Source organism: Amycolatopsis sp. PSD-21 (assembly GCF_055561455.1).
This window is the reverse complement of the sequence record NZ_CM145712.1, coordinates 6,167,534-6,186,330: the sequence shown is the minus strand read 5'-3', so window position 1 is coordinate 6,186,330 and position 18,797 is coordinate 6,167,534. Positions and strand designations below refer to the sequence as shown.

The window sequence follows — 18,797 nt, the reverse complement described above, 5'->3', positions numbered from 1 at the left end:
GGATGCGGCTCACAGGACGCGGTACCGGACTGCTCGTCGCCGCCGTGCTGCTGTACGGCGCGGGCGAACTGGCCGGATACCCACTGCTGCGCGTGCTCGCGGGAGCCGCGGTGGGCGCGTTGCTCGCCGGGGTGGCGCTGGCGATCCGGCGCCCGCGGGTCGAGGTGCGGCGCGACGTGTTCCCGGACCGCGTCGAACGCGGACGCCCGGCGATGGCCCGGCTGCTGGTCGGGAATCCGGGGACGCGGCGGCAGGCCGGGTTCACGGCGCGGGAGCACGGGGAGCACGGTGCCGAACTGGCCGTCACGGTTCGCCCGCTGCCACCGGGCGGCGAGGCGACCTACCATTACGAACTGCCGACGCGGCGGCGCGGGCGGTTCACGGTCGGGCCCTTGATCCTGGAGCGTGCCGACCCGCTCGGCCTGGTCCGGCGCCCTCTTCCGGCCGGTGACACCGCGACGCTGTGGGTCTACCCGAAACTGCATCCCGTGCGCGCGCTCGCGACCGGTCATCCCCGCCACCATCACGACGGGCCGACGACCGACGATTCGCTGCACGGTTCGGCGGATCTGCGGGACGTGCGCGAGTACGTCGTGGGGGACGAGGTCCGTCACCTGCACTGGAAGGCCACGGCCCGGACCGGGCAGCTGATGGTCAGGGACTACGTCGATCCCGATCACCCCCGGTTCACGCTGCTGTTCGACACCCGGGCGAAGGTGTTGTCGGAGAACGAATTCGAGGAGGCCGCCGAGCTGGCGGCGTCGCTGGTCAACGCGGCGGCGACGGCCGGGCACCGCTGCCGCCTGCTCACCTCGACCGGCGAGGATCTGACGACCTTCGGCGGCGCGCAGGCGGCGAGGCGGCTGCTGGACGTGCTGTGCGAGGTCGGCCAGGACCCGGCCGCCGACCGGCCGATGATCCCGATTTCGTTGTCCCGCAAGGGAGTCCGTGGTGGCTGCCTGGTCGTCGTGACCGGCAGGGCCGGGCCGGACCTGCGCGGGCTCGCGGTCGTCCGGCCGCATTTCTCGTCGGTGTACGTGCTCGGGGTCGGCACGCACGGGCTGGGGATGGACGGGCTCGGCGTGCACGGCGTCGAGGGCGTCCCCCGCGCCCGGAGGGTCAGCGCGGCGGACGCGGCCGAGGCGGTGAACCGGTGGAACGAGCTGGTGTCGTGACCCCGCGGATCGCGGACGTGGCCGTACTCGCCGCGGCGGCGATCGGAGGACTGCTCTTCGCGCCGGTCTTCGGTTTGACCGCGCTGCTCCTGCCGATCGGCGCGGTGGTTCTGGTGACGTACGGCGTCTCCGAACTCGGCAGGCGGTTCCCGAAGACGGTGCCGTGGCGGCCGGTGATCGCGGTACTGGCGGGGCTGCTCGCGGTGATCGCGACGGCGCTGCCCGGAACGACCGCGGCGGGGATCCCGACGGGGGAGACGCTCGCGGTGCTCGCCGCCGGGGCCGTCGACGGCTGGCAGCTGACCCTGCGGACGACCTGGCCCGCCCGGCCGGAACCGGAACTGATCTCGTTCGTGCCGCTGGCCGTCCTGGTCGCCGCCGTACTGGGGATCGAACTGCTGCACCGGCTGCGCCGGCCACTGGTCGCGCTCGTGCCGGGGCTGCTCGTCCTGGTGCTGAGCCAGGCCTACGTCGCGGTGACCGGCGCCGCCGCGGTGGCCACGGGCATCGGCTACGCGGTCATCGCCGGACTGTTGCTGGTCAGCGGCGGGGGGATCGCGTTGCCCCGGCTGCTGAAGCTGGTCGCGCCAGCCGTGGTGCTCGGCGTCGTCGGCGCGCTCGCGCTGGCCGTGGCCGATCCGCTCGGGCGCCCCGCGTACTCCTTGAAGGACGACGAATCCGTCCCGCTGGCCGAAGAGTCCGTCACGAGCCCGCTGTCCGAGATCGCGTACCGGACCAAGAATCCGTCGCCGCGGGTTTTCCGCTACACCGGGGACACCCCGGCCTCCCGGCGCTGGCCGCTGGCCGTGCTGGACGAGTTCGACGGCTCGAACTGGTTACCCGGTGGTGGTTTCCGCCGTCTCGGCGCGGAAATCCCGCCCCGTACAGGAGCGGAAGTCCCGGCCGCCAGGCGCCAGGCCACGATCGAGATGTCGGCTCCGTCCGGGCCGTGGCTCCCCGGCCAGACGTCGCCCGCGTCGGTCACCGGCGTCGACGCGCTCGTCGACGAGACACGCGGAACCCTGGTCACCACGGAGCCGTCGCCACCCCGGTACACCCTCGGCTGGTGGGAACCCCAGGTCGGCTCGGAAGACCTGATCGGCGCCGGAACGGATCCCGCGCTCCCGGGTGGTCTCGGCGGTCTCGGCACGGTTCCCCCGGAGATCGGCGAACTCGCCGACCGGGTGCTGCCGCCCGACCTGCGGCCGTCGTTCCAGACCGCCGTCGCGCTGGAGCGGTACCTCGCCGGAAACCACCGGCTCGCCACGGGTGACGACCTGCCGACCGGGCACGGCTGGCCGCAGCTGCGCCGGTTCCTGATCGACGGTGACAAACGGGGTACGAGCGAGCAGTTCGCCGCCGCGTATGTGGTGCTGGCCAGGCTGAAGGGGATCCCGGCGCGGCTCGTCGTCGGCTACCGCGCGCCGGAACGGGCCGAAGCCGACGGCACACACGTCGTCCGCAACTCCGACATCATCGCGTGGCCGGAGGTCGCCGTGGCGAAGGTGGGCTGGGTTCCGCTAGACCCGTCCGGCGCCGCCGCGCAGAGCGGATCCGCGGCCGCGAACGGGATCGCCGCCGCGGTGGCGGAGGTGCGGACCCAGCTGCCGCCGGTGCAGAAGCTGGAGAACCCGCCGCTGCCGCCCGGGGAGTCCGAAGAGGACGCCGGCTCGGGCATGGGGAACTGGCGGACAGCGGCGATCGTCGTCGCCGCCGGGCTCCTGGTCCTGCTGGTGCTATGGGGTGCGGGCGTTCCCGGCGTGACCGCGTTCCGCGCTTGGCGACGACGTCGAAAGGAAGGCCGGGACGCGGTGATCGGCGCGTGGGCCGAGGCCAGGGACCGGCTGCGGGCGCACGGACTCCGGGTGACCGCCGGGATGACCGTACGGGATCTGGCCGCCACCGCGGGCGTCTTCGGCGATCAGTCCACAGTGGACGGGCTGCACTCGCTGGCGAGATCCGTCGACGCCGCGCTGTGGTCCGGGATGGCACCGGACGTCGCCCACGAGGCCTGGGCCGCGGTGCGGACCGTCCGAAAAGGACTCCGGCACCGATCTTGGGCGGCGAGGCTGCGGGCGGCGGTCAACGTCCGGGTCCTGTTCCCGCCCCGCGCCGCGTGATCAGACGGACGACACGCGTGCTTGAACGGACGACACGCGTGATCAGATGGACGACACGTGTGTCGTCCGCCCAATCACGTGTGTCGTCCGTCTGGTCACGCGAAACCACCGGGAGAGGCACGTTGCGAAAGCCACTTTCGCAACGTTGAAGGTTGCGAAAGTGGCTTTCGCAACCTTCAACGGAGCTTCGCGCGGTGCGGCTCAGCGCTTGCAGACGGCGCCGCGGAGCGGCTGGAACTCGCTCTCGTAGGTGCCCTGCGGGCTGCTGCCCTGGATCTGGAAGCAGTACCGCAGGCCCGGCCGGACGTCGACCCGGCGCTGCTTTGTCCGCTGCGTCAAGATCACCTGCGGTTCCGCCCGGCCTTCTTCGGCGAGGATGATCGCGAAGTCCAGTTCGGCGTTCGACGTCCACGACAGTTCGACGTAGGTTTCGTGGTCGACGGGCGGCGACAGCCGGATCGCGACGCCGCTCGACGGGGGAGCGGCCGTGGGCGGCGGCGCGGAGGGGGCCTCCTCGCTGCCGGACAGGAGCCACGGAACGGCGACGGCGCCGCAGATCCCGGCCAGGACCGCGGCCGCGATGACGTATTTCCGCTTCGATGCCGCGGTTTCCGGCGGCGGCTGCTCCGGACGGGACGGCTTCAGCACGAGGATCGGTTCCGCGGGCAGGTCGAGCGGGATACCGGCCCGGGCCGCCGTGAATTTCCGGTGCAGGTGCTCCAGCCGGGCTTCGGGGTCCTCCGGCCGTCGCTCCGGGTCTTTGGCGAGCAGTTCGCCGACGAGCGCCGCGAGTTCGTCCGGGACGTCCGGACGGGTGATGGGTGCGACGGGCTCGGTGAGCACGCGGTGGATGCGAGTGCCCGGCTGCTCTCCGACGACCGTCCTGTGTGGAGGTTCGCCAATCAGCGCGAGGTACAGGACGGCGCCGAGGCCGTAGCGGTCGGTCCGCTCGTCCATGGTCTGGTCGTGCACGGTCTCCGGGGCGGTGAACTCGAGGCCGTGCAGCGGATCACGGGGGAACCGCCGCCGGAGCGCCACTCCGAAGTCGGCGACGACGGGTTCGCCGGTGCGCCGGATCAGGACGTTCCCGGGCGACACCGAACCGTGCACCACGCCGGCCCGGTGCGCGGCGGCCAACGCCCGCGCGACCGTTTCGCCGATGATCAGCGCGTCCTGGACCGGCAGCGGCTCGGCCAAGGTGGTGAGGGAGCGGTCGCAGCGCGGCATGCGCAGCGCCGTCCGGCCGTCGGCGAGCTTGCCGATCTCGTCCACCGGCAGGATCGACGCGATTCCGGAGAGCGCGGCCCGTTCCCGGTCCAACGCCGCCCGGGTCTCGCGGTCCAGCGAACCCGGGTACACCTTGAGAACCGTATCGCCGGGGCCGGGCACGATGGTGGCGGAGGCGCTGCTCATACGACGGCCGGATCCCCTCTCCACCGTGGACCCCTCCACGGTACAACAGGGCCCGGTTCACTTCCGGCAGACCGCGCCCCGGATGGGCCGCGGCGCGCTCTCCCGCACGTCGCCGCCGTCGGTGATCTGGACGAGGAAGCAGTACTTCCGGCCCGGGTCGACGGGGATCTTCATCGTCCGCTGCTGCCGGACGATCGTGGTCTTGGCCTCGCCGGTGCCGTCCGCGACGACGACGGCCGAGTCGAACCCCTCCGGCGCCCGCCAGGTCAGCTCGACCATCGAGCCGTGGTCGATCGGTGCGTCGAGTTCCACCCGGGGTGCGGGTTTCGGGTTCGTGTTCGTCTTCGGCGGGCTCGGTTGTGCCTGTGCTTGCGGCACCGGTTCGGGCGAACCGGGGATGAGGAACCAGGCCGCGGCCGCGAGCACGGTGGCGGCGCCGATGGCGAGCGCCGGCCAGGTCGACCTCTTGTGAGGCTCGGGTGCCGGCGCCGGTTCCGGTGCGATGGTAAGGAGCGGATATCCCTGGATCCCTCGTGACACCACGACGGGAAGTTCTTCGTCCATAGTGGACGGTGTGGGGGTCAGCGCGATGAGGATCTCTTCGACCACGGCCATTCCGGAAGGACGGGAAGCCGGGTCTTCGGCGAGGAGGTTCTCGATGAGGGAGAGGAGGTCGATCGGCGCGTCGACCCGGTGCAGCTCCGGCCGGTCCGGCCCGGGCGGGAGGCCGGTCAGCGCGAAATGGAGCACGGCACCGAGCCCGTAGAGATCCGCGTCTTCGCCGTGGGGGCCTTCCGGGGCGAGGAAATCGCTTCCGTGGTCCGGATCCCGGACGAAAACCGGGCGTAGGGTGCGTTCGAAATCGTTGATCACGGGTTCACCGGACGCGCGGAACAACACGTTGGCGGGGGTGAGCCTGCCGTGGACGATCCCGGATTCGTGCGCCCTCGCGAGCGTCGACGCGATCGCGGAGCCGAGGACGAGGGTGTCCGCGACCGACAGCGGGCCGGTGCTCTCGACCAGATCGAGCAGTGACCGGGTGCAGAGTTCGCTGCGGAGCGCACACCGGCCGTCGGGCAGTTCCTCGATGGCTTCGGGTACCAGGACCTGCCCGCCCAGCGCGGAAAGCCGCTCCAGTTCGTGTTCCAGCCGGAGGCGGGTGCGCTCGTACAGCCTGCCGGGGAACACCTTGAACGCGACGTCGCCTTCGTCCGACGGCAGGGCGAAGACGGCACCGGCCGATCCGCTGCCAAGCGCTTCCCCGTCCTCAGGTCGCATATCCGCAGAGTAATGCGGAGAACGCGATCGCGGGAGCGCGGATGAACCGCCGATGTACCGGCGCTGAACCGTGCCGCGCCACGCTGCTTCTCAGCAGCGACGCCACGGAACAAGCGAGGTGGGACGGATGAAGCAGAAGAACAATCTCCGGCGGGCGGCCGTCTACGGCGTCGCCGGTATCGCCACCGCGGCCATCGGCGCCACCACCGCGAACGCGATGGTGGACGACCGGCCCGACGAGAAACCGGTACAGGACACCGCGCAGGCGGCCGAACCGCAGCAGGTCCAGGCTCCGGCCCCGCCGAAGCAGACGGCACCCCAGCCCAAGGCCGAGCCGCGGACCGAACAGGCCGCGCCTCGCAAGGCGATCCCGCCGCCGGCGGTGGTTGCCCCCGTCGTACCGGCCAAGGTGCCCGTGGCCCCAGCCGTGCCTGCCAAGGTGCCCGTGGCCCCAGCCGTGCCTGCCAAGGTGTCCGTGGCCCCGGTCGTCAAACAGGCCGTTCCGGTGCAGCGCGCGGTGAAGGCCGCGCAGCAGGTCAAGAAGGTGGCCCAGCCGGTGCCGGTGGTGAAGAAGGCGGCGGTCGTCAAACCCCGCGTGGTGAAGACGGCCGTGCCGAAACTGGCGAACGTCCTCCCGGAGAAGAAGTTCGTCGTCCGCGCAGCGGTCGCCGAGACGGCTCCGCGCACGATCCGCGAGCAGCTGCGGGACAAGGCCAAGGCCGTCGACACCGCGAACGAAGCGGTGGAACGGGCGGGCAAGGTGCTGGACAAGGCCAAGGACGACCTGAAGAAGGCCAAAGGCGAGCTGAAGAAGCTCCGGGAGAGCGCCAAGAAGATGAAGGATCACGACAAGCCGGTCAAGATCATGACCGGCGACCGGGACTGAGCGCCATGGCCACGAACCTCGCCGAACGACCGGCGCTGTCGCTGTGGGCGGCCTTCCGGAAGTTCTCCGTCCCGCGCGCCCCGCAGCCCCGGTATCTGGTGATCCCGGAGGAGGCGTGGCTGAACCAGCGACCGTCCACTCCGGACACCGAGGACGACGAACGAGTCGAGTACGACTACTACCTGGAACACGAGGACAAGCCGCTCAGCAAGAGCGCGGTCACCGGCTTCGGCGGTGGGACCGCGTCACTGGTCTTCGGGGTGACCACCGGACTGGTCATCGCCACGCCCGTCGGCATCGCCGTCGGCGTGGCCGCCGGGATCTTCGGCGGCCTGATGGGCCGCTCCCTGGCCGAAGAGTTCTACGAACGCCGTCACGAAGACGAACCCCAGCTGTGAACGTCACGGCGGGCAACAGGAAATCGAGGTATCCCATGAACATCAAGCGTGCAGGCGTGCTCGGCGTCGCGGGCCTGACGACCGCCGCCGTCGGAGCGTGGACCTTCGGCGCCTTCGACGGGGCCGACGAAGCGACCGCGTCCGCCACTCCCGCCCCGGCCGCGGCAACCGCGCCGAAACCGGCCGCCGCCCCGCAGCAGCAGCCGGCCGCCCCCGTCAACCCGCTCGTCCAGCAGGCCGCGCCGCCCGCCGCGATCCCCGCGGCTCCGGCCGCGAAACCGGTTCCGGTCAAGCAGGTGGCCAAGATCAAGCCCGCCGCGGTGACGGTGAAGAAGGTGGAACGCCAGAAGACGCGGCTGCCCGTGGTCAAGGCGGCCGTCACCAAGGACAGCCGCGCCGAGCTCCGGCCCCGGGTGATCGTGGTCGAGAAGCCCGCTCCCGTCGTGCGGGAAAGCACGAAGAAGATCATCGAGTCGGTCGCCAAGGCCAACGGCTCGCTGGACACGGCCAAGAAGCTGGTCGACAAGGCCGGCGACGAGGTCAAGAAGGCCAAGAGCGAGCTGGACAAGGCGAAGAGCGAGCTGAAGAAGCTCAAGGCCGAAAAGCACAAGCACAGCAAGGACAAGGGGAAGAGCAGCGAGAGCCGGAAGCAGACCGAAAAGCGGACGGGCACCGGGCACGTGTCGGTGGACAGCAAGGGTCTGAAGCCGGGCCAGACCCGGACGGTCACGACGTCCAGCCCGGACGGCTCGTCCTGGTCCAGCGCCACGGTCACGGTCAAATAGCACGAACCAGTGAGCGGCGATTCGGGATCGGTCCCGAATCGCCGCTCACGAGGTGGGGATCAGGCGGCCTGACGGTATCCGGTGGCGTGGCCGAGCAACGCGGCCCGGTGAGCGTCGGTGAGGGCGGCTCCCGGTTCGACCCCGAGCTCCCGCACGATGATCGCGCGGGCACGGCGGAACGCGGCGAGTGCTTCGCTGCGCTGACCGGTTTCGTTGAGCACCGTCACCAGCTTCGCCCACGCGTGCTCGCGCAGCGGGTCCTCGTCGATCAGGCCGTGCAGGAGCGAGACCGCGTCGAGGTGCCTGCCGAGCGCGTGGTCGGCTTCGGCGAGATCTTCGCGGATCTGCGTGTGCAGACGTTCCAGCCGGGCGATTTCGGCGAGGGCGTCCGGGGTCCGCAGGCCCTCGAACGGCGAGCCGCGCCACAGGTCCAGCGCGCCGGTGAGCAGCTTGGCCGCCCGCTCGTGATCGCCTTCGCGGAGCGCCTCGCGGCCTTCGGCGAAGTCGCGGCCGATGTGGTCGACGTCGGTGTCCTCGCGGTCGACGACGATCCGGTACGCGCCGGGCCTGCTCTCGATGCGTGTCCTGTCCGCCGCGGGTGCCAGTGCGCGGCGCAGCCCGCAGATGTAGGACTTCAGGTTGCCCCCGGCCGACGCCGGCGCGGCCCGGCCATGCCAGGCCGCGTCGATCAGCCGGTCGACGCCGACCCACTTGCCGCGGTCGAGCAGCAGCGCGGTCAGCACGGTGGTCGGCTTGCCCGGTTTGATCGCGAGCGGCGGCCTGCCGGGTACGGTGACCTCGATCGGTCCGAGGAGCTGGAAGAGCATCGGATGTCCCCCCGTGGCGTGCTTGTGCTGTCAGCGGACAGCGTGCCCGACACGGTATTAGGATTTCATGACAGTCTCCGCGGACCACGGGCGGTGAGGTAAACGAACAGGACGCCCAGCATGGCGGCGCCCACCCACATGGCCTGCTGCCAGCCGTCCACAAAGGACTGTTGGGCGGCGTGGATCAGCTCCTGCGCGCGCGGGCCGGCGTGCTCCGCCGCCGCGACGGCGTTGGCGACCCCCTCGCGGGCGTCGTCCGCGGCTCCCTGGGGGATGCCGGTCAACCGGCCGTCGATCGCGCCGCGGTAGCCGGTGGCCACGAGCGCTCCGAGCAGGGCGACGCCGAGCGCGGTACCGAGCTCCCGGGTGACGTCGTTCAGGGCCGAGGCGACGCCCTGCTTCGCCCGTGGCAGGGATGCGGTGATGGCCTCGGTGGACGGCGCCATGGACAGGCCCATGCCGACACCCATGGCGATCATGCCGGGCAGGATCGTCGGGTAGCCGCCGTCGACGGAGACGAGTACGGCCATCGACACCAGTCCGGCGGCGGCCAGCGCGATCCCTGTGGCCATGGTCGAACTGCTGCCCACCCGCGCGGCGAGCCTGGGAGCCAGCCCGGAGGTCAGCATCATGGCGACGGCCATCGGCATCAGGGCCGCCGTGGACAGCAGGCCCGACCAGCCGAGCACCGCCTGGAAGAACGGGAACAGCACCACGGCGATACCCGCTTGGACGCCGAACACGACCAGGAGCGTGATCGAGCCCCCTGTCAGGCCGCGCTCCCGGAACAGGCGCACGTCCAGGAGCGAGGCATCGCGGCGGCGCAGTTCCCAGACCACGAAACAGATCGCGGCGACGACCCCGACGGCGAGGCTGATCAGCGTCGCGGGGGAGGCCCATCCGCGTTCGGGACCCTCCTGCAGCACGAAGATGAGAGCGGCCACGGCTATGACGGAGACCAGCGCGCCGACGGTGTCGAAGCGATGAGCCGAGGTCTCGCGCGAGTCGGGCACCGAGGTCAGCGTCGTGACCAGTGCCGCGACCGTCAGGAGGGCGGGCAGGACGAACAGCCAGCGCCAGTCGGCGACGTCGACCAGGAGCGCGGAGAGGAACATGCCCAGGATCCCGCCACCTCCGGCGACGCCGGTCCAGACACCGATCGCCTTGCCCCGGCGGTCTTCGGGGAAGGTGGAGGTGATGACGGCCAGCGTGATGGGCATGATCATCGCGGCCCCGACGCCACTGGTCACCCGCGCGGCGAGCATGACCCCCGCCGACGGGGCCAGACCCGCGGCCACGGTGGCCACGCCGAAGACGACGAGTCCGGTGATCAGCATGGGTTTGCGGCCGAGCCGGTCGCTGACGGCGCCGAGCGGCAGCAGCAGCGCGGCGAGCGCGAGCGTGTAGATGTTGATGATCCAGAGGATCGTGGTCTGCGAGGCGCCGAACTCCACGGCCAGCTGGGTTTGCGCGACGTTCAGTCCGGACACCGAGGCGATGACCGCCATCAGCGCGATCGAGACGGAGATCAGGATCGCGCGCAGCCGGCGCGCGTCCGGTGTCGCCCCTCCATCGGCTTCCGCGGCGGGGGCGAGCTGGTTCGTACTCATGGATTCCCTTCGGACGGCAGGTCGAGTCGAAGCCGAAGCTAACCGCCTCTTGCGGGCAAGGCATACAATCTTGCTCATGACGCAAGAAGATGACGATCTGGACAGCCTCGTGCGCAAGCGCATCCGGGCTCTGCGGGTGGCGCAGGGCTGGTCACTGGAGGAATTGGCCGCCCGCGCGCACCTCAGTCAGTCGTCACTGAGCCGGATCGAGAACGGGCAGCGCCGGCTCGCACTGGACCAGCTGGTGACGCTCGCCCGCGCGCTGGACACCACGCTGGACCAGCTCGTGGAGACCGCGACCGACGACGTGGTCACCAGCCCGTCGATCGACGGCCCGCACGGCCGGATGCGGTGGACCATCAAGGGCGACCCCGACATGACCGTGGTGCGGCACCGCATGACCGAGCCGCCGCCCGATAACCCGGCGCGGATGCGCGCGCATCCGGGACGCGAATGGCTCGTCGTCCTGTCCGGTACCGCGGTGCTCATGCTCGGCCACCGCCGCATCCGCGTCGAGACCAACCAGGCCGCCGAGTTCCCCACGATGATGCCGCACGCGATCGGCGCCGAGGGTGGGCCGTGCGACATCCTCGGCATCTACGACCGAGACGCGCGTCGCGGCCACCAGCAGGAGAACGACCTCGAATGAGCCGCCTCTTGCGCCTCGGGCAGCGGCAGACGCCTTCGTCTTGCGTAAACCGGGATAGGATGTGCCTTAGGCGCATACTCGCTCTACGGTGAAGTCATGAACCACGCCCACCACCACGCAGACCTGACGGAGATCCTCGATCTGGATGCCGAGATTCTCGCCGAGCACACGGCCGCCATCACCGCGTGGCTGCCGCTGAAGACGCCTCCACGCCGGATCGTGGATCTGGGCTGCGGCACGGGCGCTGGCACCTTCGCGCTCATCGACCGCTTCCCCGACGCGCACGTCACTGCCGTCGACGCCTCCGTCGCGTACCTTCAGCGCGTCCGCGAGAAGGCGTGCGCACGAGGCGTCGAAGAGCGCGTGCACACCGTGCACGCAGACCTCGACGACACCGCGTGGCCCGAGCTCGGCTCACCGGATCTGGTGTGGGCTTCGGCCTCCATGCACCACATGGCTCATCCCGGCCGAGCCCTGCGAGCCGTCCACGACGCGCTCGCTCCCGACGGCCTGTTCGCCGTCGTCGAGCTGGCGGGTCAGCCCCGGTTCCTGCCCGAAGACGCTCCCGAAGACGCGCCAGGCCTGGAGGAACGCGTGCACGCCGCGGCCGATCGACGCCACGCCGGACACCCGACCCATCGCGGCGCCGACTGGGGCCCGATGCTGACCGCGGCCGGATTCACGGTCGAGGGCGAGCGCACCGTCACGGTGAACATCCAGGGCTCCCGTAGCGACGCGATCGGCCGCTACGCGCTCGGAATCCTGCGGCGCGTCCGCGGTGCCGCCGCCGAAACGCTTTCCCCGGAGGATCTCGCGGCGCTCGACCGGCTACTCGACTCCGACGGCATTCTGCGGCGCGACGATTTGATGGTGCGAACCGAACGCGCCGTCTGGGCCGCACGCCGATGATCGGTCCGTCACCGGCACTTCTCGCCGATGACGGACCGATCCGGGCCGGAGGCGCTACTTTTCTTCCTTGCCGGCGAAGTATTCCCACGTCGCGTCGACCGCGCCGCTGGTCACCAGGCCGGCGGCCGCGCCGCCGACCAAGCCCGCGACGATGCCGGGCGGTCCGCCGACGGCCCCGGCCACCATGCCCCCGAAGGCGCCGCCGGCGACGGTGCCGAGAACCGAGGAAACCGTTGCCTGCGCCGGATCCTTCCCCTCGCGAATATCGTAGATCGCACCCAGCGTGCCCCCGACGATGCCGCCGGCCTTGCCCATGTTCCGGAGGAAGCCGACCTTCTTGCTCAGGTCCGGATCGACCCGGCCTTGGAGTTTCCGCTGGGTCTTCGCCTCGCGCTCCTTGATGGCGCCGGGTGCCTCGCCTGCGGTGGCGGCCGCGGAAAGCAAGCCCTTCACCTCGTGAGAATAGTCTTCCCGCATTTTCCGCAGGGCATCATTGGCCACCCGTCCGGTGTCCTCGGCCGCTCGCTGCCATCCGTTCGGGACGCCCTGCGGGCCGGCACCGCCGGCCGGCTTCCGGCGTTCGAGCCGCTGGACCTCGGCGTCGGCGGCGCGGGCCTGCTGCTGCCTGATCTCCCACGCGCGAGTCGATCCAGCGGGGCGCGCCGCGGCGGCGCGAGCCTCCTCCGCACGCTCACGCGCGTCCCTCAGCTGGCGGGCCTGTCCTGTCCCCGGTGCGCCACCCCGTTGCGAGGCCGCGTAATCGGCCCGCCCGGGCGCTGTCCGCTGCAGATCACGCATGGCTTCGTCCCGGCGTGCCTGGTCGCCCGCCTTGCGGATTTTGTCGGCTCGGGTTTGGCGTTCGCGTTTGCCGGTTTGTTCGTTGCGGCCTGATGGTCCGGCGTCTATGGCTTTGCGTTCGGCGGTTTTTTTGTCGTCTTCGGTTTTCTTTTTGTCGGCTCGGGTTTGGCGTTCGCGTTTGCCGGTTTGTTCGTTGCGGCCTGATGGTCCGGCGTCTATGGCTTTGCGTTCGGCGGTTTTTTTGTCGTCTTCGGTTTTCTTTTTGTCGGCTCGGGTTTGGCGTTCGCGTTTGCCGGTTTGTTCGTTGCGGCCTGATGGTCCGGCGTCTATGGCTTTGCGTTCGGCGGTTTTTTTGTCGTCTTCGGTTTTCTTTTTGTCGGCTCGGGTTTGGCGTTCGCGTTTGCCGGTTTGTTCGTTGCGGCCTGATGGCCCGGCGTCTACGGCCTTGCGCTCCGCGACCTTCTTGTCGCTCTCCGCCTTTTTCGCCGCCCGCGTCTGGCGTTCGCGTTTGCCGGTCTGCTCGTTCCGCCCCGACGGCCCGGCATCCACGGCCTTCCGGTTCGCGACTTGCTTGTCCGCCTCCGCCTTCTTCGCGGGCGGGGGTGGCGGCTGTGGGGCGGCTTCCGCCTGCTGGGCGCCGGCGAGGGTGAAAAAGGCTGACAGCGCGCCACCCGACACGGCGTAGAGCGCTGTCCTGCCGGCGGAACTTCCCGTGGTTTTCACGATGCTCCTCTCCTCTCGAGTGCACGAACGGCGAGTGGAGGGCGAAAGCGACCTGCCCGGCATTCCTCGGTCCCGCCTCTCGATCGGCCCGTGACAGGGCAACTCTGAAGCCGGCCGGTTCAGCGGACATACATTCTCGGTACATCGAGTCGGTCCCGGTAAGGCATGGCGCCCTGCGCATCGGCCAACGGAATCGCCGACCGGGCCGCTCTCCCGGCTCCATGCGCGCGGAACTCCTTAGCCGGTCTGAAATCGCGGTGCGCCGACCGGCGCTCGACCGTACTGTTCGTGAGGTGATGGAGCCAAGGCACGAGATCGTCGAGCACTATCGGGCGGCCGACGAGGGAGCGCGACTCACCGGGGCCTCCGGCCGCCTGGAGTTCGTACGGACTCAAGAGATCATACGTCGCTACCTGCCCACCGGCCCCCAGCGTGTGCTCGATATCGGCGGTGCCACCGGAGTGCACGCCGCCTGGCTCGCCGCGGACGGCCATCAGGTCGCGTTGTTCGACATCGTCCCGGAACACGTCGCCGCTGCCCGGCAACTGGCGGACGGGACACCGGGGATGACCGCTTCCCTGGGCGACGCCCGCGAATTGCCGGTGCCGGACGGAAGCTTCGACGCCGCGCTCCTGCTTGGCCCCCTCTATCACCTCACCGACCGAGACGACCGGCTGACGGCTTTGCGCGAAGCCCGCCGTGCGGTTCGCGCCGGTGGCTGGATATTCGTCGCGGCGATCTCCCGCTTCGCCTCGCTGTTCGATGGCCTGTCCCGCGGTTTCCTCTTCGACCCGGAGTTCCGGCGGATGGTGGACACCGACTTGGCCTCCGGGCAGCATCGCAATGAAGACGACCGGCCCCACTGGTTCACCACCAGCTACTTCCACCATCCCGGCGAACTACGTCAAGAATGCCTCGACGCGGGTCTGAACGTCCTCGACGTGCTGGGAATCGAGGGGCTCGCGGGCTGGCTGCCGGAGCTCGCGGAGCAGTGGGACGACCCCGTGAACCGGGAAGTCATTCTCCAGGCGGTCCGCGCTGTCGAAAGCGAACCGTCCCTGCTCGGTCTGAGCAGCCATTTGATCGCGGTCGGCCGGACGCCGGTCTGATCCACCCTCGTCGTCGACGAACCGTTCGGCCCGCGTCAGAACCCGCGGAACACGCCGTCGCCGCTCAACGACCTCGTGAAGTCTTCCCAGTCCATGTTCCCGAGGTTGATGTTGTTCTCCACACTCCACAGTTCGGCGGACACCACCCGGAACGGCTGGTGGTCATCACCCCGACGCGGGAGAACCCAGACGGCGAGGATGGGATGTCCGGCGTTCGTGAGGGTCGTCTCGTCCGCGAGGAAGGAGACGATCGCTCCAGTGGTTTGCTTTGCCGTCAACGCTTCCGCGCTCAAGCCGGCGAAAGCCGGGTCGTTCACCACGGCGACACTCGCCTGGAACCCCTCATCGCTCGGCGTCTCCACCTCGTGGACCAGAGACTCCCACGCACTGTCGTCACCGAACCAAGTGCGGACCAGGACCGAGGCGACCGGTAACTCTGCCATGCGCGCACCATAGCCGCGGCAGGCCCGGATGCGGTCAGCCGAGTTCCGCCTTCGTGGCGTCGTAGTCCTCTCGTGCCTTCTCGACGGCGGTCATCCGCTGCTCCGTCCAGCGAGCGAGGCCGTTCACCTGGTCGGCGGCTTCCTTGCCGAGTTCGGTGAGGGAGTAGTCCACCCGGGGCGGGATCACCGGTTTGGCGTCGCGGTGGACCAGGCCGTCGCGTTCCAGGGTCTGGAGTGTCTGGGCGAGCATCTTCTCGCTGACCTTGCCGATCTGCCGTCGCAGCTCGTTGAAGCGGTACGGACGGTCCAGCAGGGCTATCAGGACGAGCGTTCCCCAACGGCTCGTGACGTGTTCGAGGACCAGGCGTTGCGGGCACATCGTGTCGCCGCCGGCGAGCCGGACGCGGTCCACCAGCGTCATTCCACTTACGTCCATAACAGTACCTTACTTCAAGGTGGGTACTTCCCAATCGGTGAGCGGGGCCTCAAGGTTAGGCCGAAGCGATCCAGAAGGAGAAGTACGAGCATGAGCATCGTCGTCACCGGCGCCACCGGAAGCCTTGGCCGTTTCGTCATCGAGGGCTTGCTGGAGAAGGTTCCGGCCGAGCAGATCACCGCCGTCGCCCGCAGCCGGGAGAAGGCCGCCGGTTTCGCGGCCCGGGGCGTCCGGGTCGCCATCGCCGACTACAACGACCCGGAGACCTTCGGCGGCCTGTTCGCGGCGGGCGACAAGGTGCTCCTCATTTCCGGCAACGAGTTCGACAAGGGGCGCGTCCGGCAGCACAAGATCGTCCTCGACGCGGCGAATGCGGCCGGAGTCGCCCTGTTCGCGTACACCAGCGCGCCCGGCGCTCTGACCGCCGCGCTCGCGGACGACCACCGGGGCACCGAGGCCGCGATCCTCGAATCCGGTCTGCCGTACGTGTTCCTGCGTAATGGCTGGTACAACGAGAACTACACCGAGCGGCTCGCCCCGGTACTCCAGTCCTCCACCGTCACCCAGGCTGCCGGCGACGGGCGCATCGCCTCCGCCGCCCGGGCCGACTACGCGGTCGCCGCGGTCGCCGTGCTCACCGGTGCAGGCCACGAGAACAAGACCTACGAGCTCAGTGGCGACACCGCATGGGGCTTCGCCGAGTTCGCGGCCGAACTCGGCAAGCAGACCGGCCGCGAAATCGCCTACAAGTCCGTCTCGGCCGAGGCTTTCTCCGAGATCCTGACCGACCATGCCGGGCTCCCCGCGCCGCTCGCCGCGACCTTGACCGGGGTGGAGCTGGCCATCGAAAAAGGGGAACTGGCGGGCACCGGCGGCGATCTCGGTCGCCTGATCGGCAGGCCCACCACGCCGATCGCCGACTCGCTCGCCCTCGCGCTCAAGGACTGACACGGCCCGCGACGCCGCGAAGCGTCGCCAGTGGACAGTCCTTTTCAGACACCTTTTCCCAATCGACGATATCCGCCATAGCGGTCGGGTAACGTCCGTTGCGCCGGTGGGAACGGTGTGATCTGGTATCGGAACCCGCGGCCAGGTGGAGCGGGGTTCGAGTGGATTCACGGTCGCGGCCGGTGAGGAGGCGGGGTGTCGTTCGTCTTGGCGCGGCTGCTGACCCGCTGGGTCTTGCAGCAGGGCTGGTTGCTTCCGGTCGTCGTGGTCGTCTTCGTCTTCGCGACCAGCTGGCCGCTGATGACGCTGGCCGAGCCCGCGGGCAGTGAGCTCGTCCAGGCGGGGAACTACTGGTGGTACTTCGTGGTCACGGCCGCGACGGTCGGATACGGCGACTTCTCGCCGGAGACGACCGCGGGCCATTTCGTCGGGGCCTATGTCATCATCGGCGGGATCGCGACGCTCACCACGGTGTTCACCAAGCTCGCTTCCAGGCTCGAACAGGCGAAGGGACGGCGGATGCAGGGGATGGAAGCCGTACGGGCGAGCGGGCACACGCTCCTGATCGGTTACACGCCGGGCCGCACCGAGCGCATCGTCGCCCAGCTCATCGCCGACGGCGTGACCGGGATCGTCCTCTGCGCGAGCGACGAAGTGCAGGTGCACCCCATGCCGTCGCAGCCGGTGGACTTCGTCCGTGGCGACCCGACCGCGGCCGAAGTGCTCACCCGGGCCGCCGTCGCGAAGGCGGGCACCATCCTGGTCGACATGCGCGACGACAACGAGGCCTTGGCGGTCGCGGTGACCGTCGACCACGCGAACCGGTCGGCGCATGTCGTGGTGACGTTGCGGGACATGGAGAAATCCGAGCTGGTCCGCTACGTGGATCCGCGGATCAAGTGCGTGCAGTGGCACACGCCACGGATGGTCACGGAAGAACTGACCTCCCCGGGAATCACCGAGGTCTACTCCGAGCTGATGACGGCGGGCGGAGCGGCGACGTACTCGGTGACCTTGCCCGAGTCGTTGGGACGGCTGAGCACCGAGAAATGCCGGATGGCGCTGGGCCGCGCTTTCGGCGCCACGGTCCTGGCCGCACGGACCGGCGACGACCTGGTGGTCAATCCTTCGTGGGACGGCGATCTCCCGGCAGGCTCGGTGCTCTACTACGTCAGCCCCCGGCGCCTCGCCGACACGGAGATCGAGACCGCCCTGCGAGGCCTCGGCCGCTGACCTCAGGACCGGCGAGGGACACCTGGGCCGATAGCACTTCGGAAGACGCTGCGGCTCCGGCCGGATGCGGGACGGTGAGTCCACACGTACTCGTCGGAAAGATCGCGGCCGCCGTCATGGCGGTGGCCACCGGGTACCGCCTCGGCAGGCACGGTCACCCAGACCTACTACGTCAACGGCACGGACATCGGCAGAACGGTGAACGTGACGATCACCGCGCCTGCCACCGTGACCCGCGGCGTGCCCGTGCCCGTCTTCCTCAAGATCCAGGACGTCAAGCCCCGGACGGGGAGCCCACTGGAGGCACGAGCGATCCGGGCCATCGCTTCCGTCGAGGGCACCGAACAGTTCACCTTCACGACTCCGGGCACCGTCACGCTCAGCTTTCGCAACTTCGCCCCAGCCGATCCACTACGGGTGCCACATGCCCAAGGACCAGGAACTGCCGGTGATCGAGACCGTGACGGTGAACTGACCGAGGATCGGACTATTCACGGCCGGCGTTCTGGAGTCGTTCGATGGTCTCGTCGATCCACTCCACCCAGGTCTGGGCCATCATCTCACCGGCCCGGCGGACCGAGTCCCAGACCAGGGGATCGAGTTCGCCGCCGCCGGTGAGGGCCGCGGCCGCCGTGATCTGGTCCGGCAGTTCGACGGCGAGCCGCTCGCGATCCTTGACGTGGAGGTCGCGCATGACCCGGAGCTGGGTCACGGTGTCCTCCAGCGGACGGGAGCCGGCGAAGAAGAAGCGGACCATGAAGGGCACGCGGACGGGGTCGAGTTCGGTGACCAGTTCGCTCAGCCAGGAATCGAACGCCGCCCGCCCGGATTCGGTGACCGTGTACACGCGGCGGTCCGGCCTGCTCTGCTGTGGCTCCACTTCGGACACGACCAGCCCGCTGTCTTCGAGCTGGCTCAACGTCCGGTAGATCTGGCTGAGCTGGGCGGGCCAGACGAAGTGGATGCTGGCACGGATCGCGGTGGCCAGGTCGTAGCCGGTCATCGGCTGCCGGAGCAGGAAACCCAGCAGGGCGAATCTGAGCATCGGGCTCCTTCC

General features: G+C 69.8%; 19 protein-coding genes. 10 read left to right on the top strand and 9 right to left on the bottom strand.

The genetic code is table 11. The annotated features are described in order from the left end of the window. Window positions 1-2 precede the first annotated feature (2 nt). Window positions 3-1,175 (top strand): DUF58 domain-containing protein, encoded by a 1,173-nt coding sequence (locus ACZ1DY_RS28950; RefSeq protein WP_465481515.1) that lies wholly within the window; start codon window positions 3-5, stop codon window positions 1,173-1,175. Then, on the top strand, window positions 1,154-3,295 hold the full coding sequence (locus tag ACZ1DY_RS28945; protein WP_465481514.1) for a transglutaminase TgpA family protein: 2,142 nt from the start codon (window positions 1,154-1,156) through the stop codon (window positions 3,293-3,295). The genes ACZ1DY_RS28950 and ACZ1DY_RS28945 overlap by 22 nt, the downstream gene beginning before the upstream one ends. A 201-nt stretch (window positions 3,296-3,496) precedes the next feature. Here the strand turns inward: ACZ1DY_RS28945 and ACZ1DY_RS28940 are convergent, their stop codons facing one another. Together ACZ1DY_RS28940 and ACZ1DY_RS28935 are read right to left on the bottom strand one after the other, a co-directional pair. After that, entirely contained in the window at window positions 3,497-4,708 is a 1,212-nt protein-coding gene (locus ACZ1DY_RS28940; RefSeq protein WP_465481513.1) for a serine/threonine protein kinase, read from the bottom strand. 57 nt (window positions 4,709-4,765) lie between these two features. Next, window positions 4,766-5,986: a protein kinase domain-containing protein gene (locus tag ACZ1DY_RS28935; RefSeq protein ID WP_465481512.1), complete on the bottom strand. Its 1,221-nt coding sequence runs from the start codon at window positions 5,984-5,986 to the stop codon at window positions 4,766-4,768. A gap of 127 nt (window positions 5,987-6,113) precedes the next feature. On the opposite strand from ACZ1DY_RS28935, the gene ACZ1DY_RS28930 reads away from it, so the two are divergent. The 3 genes from ACZ1DY_RS28930 to ACZ1DY_RS28920 are packed head-to-tail and all read left to right on the top strand — an operon-like array spanning window position 6,114 to window position 8,055. Next, the gene (locus ACZ1DY_RS28930; protein ID WP_465481511.1) at window positions 6,114-6,872 is read left to right on the top strand and encodes a hypothetical protein; all 759 of its coding nucleotides are present in this window, start codon (window positions 6,114-6,116) and stop codon (window positions 6,870-6,872) included. Between the two features lie 5 nt (window positions 6,873-6,877). After that, window positions 6,878-7,270 carry a hypothetical protein gene (locus ACZ1DY_RS28925; protein ID WP_257485574.1) on the top strand — a complete coding sequence of 131 codons (393 nt, stop codon included), beginning with the start codon at window positions 6,878-6,880 and terminating at the stop codon, window positions 7,268-7,270. Window positions 7,271-7,305: 35 nt separating this feature from the next. Beyond that, a complete protein-coding gene (locus ACZ1DY_RS28920) occupies window positions 7,306-8,055 on the top strand; it encodes a hypothetical protein (RefSeq protein ID WP_465481510.1) in 750 nt (249 codons plus the stop codon). A 59-nt stretch (window positions 8,056-8,114) separates the two neighbouring features. Here the strand turns inward: ACZ1DY_RS28920 and ACZ1DY_RS28915 are convergent, their stop codons facing one another. Beyond that, entirely contained in the window at window positions 8,115-8,882 is a 768-nt protein-coding gene (locus tag ACZ1DY_RS28915; RefSeq protein ID WP_465481509.1) for an AfsR/SARP family transcriptional regulator, read from the bottom strand. A gap of 65 nt (window positions 8,883-8,947) precedes the next feature. Beyond that, on the bottom strand, window positions 8,948-10,492 hold the full coding sequence (locus tag ACZ1DY_RS28910) for an MFS transporter (RefSeq protein WP_465481508.1): 1,545 nt from the start codon (window positions 10,490-10,492) through the stop codon (window positions 8,948-8,950). A gap of 76 nt (window positions 10,493-10,568) precedes the next feature. On the opposite strand from ACZ1DY_RS28910, the gene ACZ1DY_RS28905 reads away from it, so the two are divergent. Both ACZ1DY_RS28905 and ACZ1DY_RS28900 read left to right on the top strand, forming a co-directional pair. After that, window positions 10,569-11,141 carry a helix-turn-helix domain-containing protein gene (locus tag ACZ1DY_RS28905; protein WP_465481507.1) on the top strand — a complete coding sequence of 191 codons (573 nt, stop codon included), beginning with the start codon at window positions 10,569-10,571 and terminating at the stop codon, window positions 11,139-11,141. Window positions 11,142-11,237: 96 nt separating this feature from the next. Then, window positions 11,238-12,050 (top strand): class I SAM-dependent methyltransferase, encoded by an 813-nt coding sequence (locus tag ACZ1DY_RS28900; RefSeq protein ID WP_465481506.1) that lies wholly within the window; start codon window positions 11,238-11,240, stop codon window positions 12,048-12,050. Between the two features lie 54 nt (window positions 12,051-12,104). Here ACZ1DY_RS28900 and ACZ1DY_RS28895 read toward each other — a convergent pair whose 3' ends face one another. After that, window positions 12,105-13,571 carry a hypothetical protein gene (locus ACZ1DY_RS28895; protein WP_465481505.1) on the bottom strand — a complete coding sequence of 489 codons (1,467 nt, stop codon included), beginning with the start codon at window positions 13,569-13,571 and terminating at the stop codon, window positions 12,105-12,107. A gap of 221 nt (window positions 13,572-13,792) precedes the next feature. Here ACZ1DY_RS28895 and ACZ1DY_RS28890 point away from each other — a divergent pair, with 221 nt between their 5' ends. Further along, on the top strand, window positions 13,793-14,680 hold the full coding sequence (locus ACZ1DY_RS28890; protein ID WP_465481504.1) for a class I SAM-dependent methyltransferase: 888 nt from the start codon (window positions 13,793-13,795) through the stop codon (window positions 14,678-14,680). A 35-nt stretch (window positions 14,681-14,715) separates the two neighbouring features. On the opposite strand, the gene ACZ1DY_RS28885 is transcribed toward ACZ1DY_RS28890, so the two are convergent. Together ACZ1DY_RS28885 and ACZ1DY_RS28880 are read right to left on the bottom strand one after the other, a co-directional pair. Beyond that, complete coding sequence (locus ACZ1DY_RS28885) at window positions 14,716-15,123, bottom strand: DUF6924 domain-containing protein (protein ID WP_465481503.1); 408 nt, start codon at window positions 15,121-15,123, stop codon at window positions 14,716-14,718. 34 nt (window positions 15,124-15,157) lie between these two features. Further along, complete coding sequence (locus ACZ1DY_RS28880; protein WP_371878833.1) at window positions 15,158-15,559, bottom strand: winged helix-turn-helix transcriptional regulator; 402 nt, start codon at window positions 15,557-15,559, stop codon at window positions 15,158-15,160. A 90-nt stretch (window positions 15,560-15,649) separates the two neighbouring features. Between ACZ1DY_RS28880 and ACZ1DY_RS28875 the strand changes: the two genes are divergently transcribed. Together ACZ1DY_RS28875 and ACZ1DY_RS28870 are read left to right on the top strand one after the other, a co-directional pair. Further along, window positions 15,650-16,507: an SDR family oxidoreductase gene (locus ACZ1DY_RS28875; protein WP_465481502.1), complete on the top strand. Its 858-nt coding sequence runs from the start codon at window positions 15,650-15,652 to the stop codon at window positions 16,505-16,507. 195 nt (window positions 16,508-16,702) lie between these two features. Beyond that, window positions 16,703-17,740, top strand: coding sequence for an ion channel (locus ACZ1DY_RS28870; protein WP_465481501.1), 1,038 nt, complete (start codon window positions 16,703-16,705; stop codon window positions 17,738-17,740). A gap of 167 nt (window positions 17,741-17,907) precedes the next feature. Here ACZ1DY_RS28870 and ACZ1DY_RS28865 read toward each other — a convergent pair whose 3' ends face one another. Together ACZ1DY_RS28865 and ACZ1DY_RS28860 are read right to left on the bottom strand one after the other, a co-directional pair. Continuing rightward, a complete protein-coding gene (locus tag ACZ1DY_RS28865; RefSeq protein ID WP_257485584.1) occupies window positions 17,908-18,081 on the bottom strand; it encodes a hypothetical protein in 174 nt (57 codons plus the stop codon). 146 nt (window positions 18,082-18,227) lie between these two features. Further along, the gene (locus ACZ1DY_RS28860) at window positions 18,228-18,785 is read right to left on the bottom strand and encodes a PadR family transcriptional regulator (RefSeq protein ID WP_257485585.1); all 558 of its coding nucleotides are present in this window, start codon (window positions 18,783-18,785) and stop codon (window positions 18,228-18,230) included. Window positions 18,786-18,797: the final 12 nt, after the last annotated feature.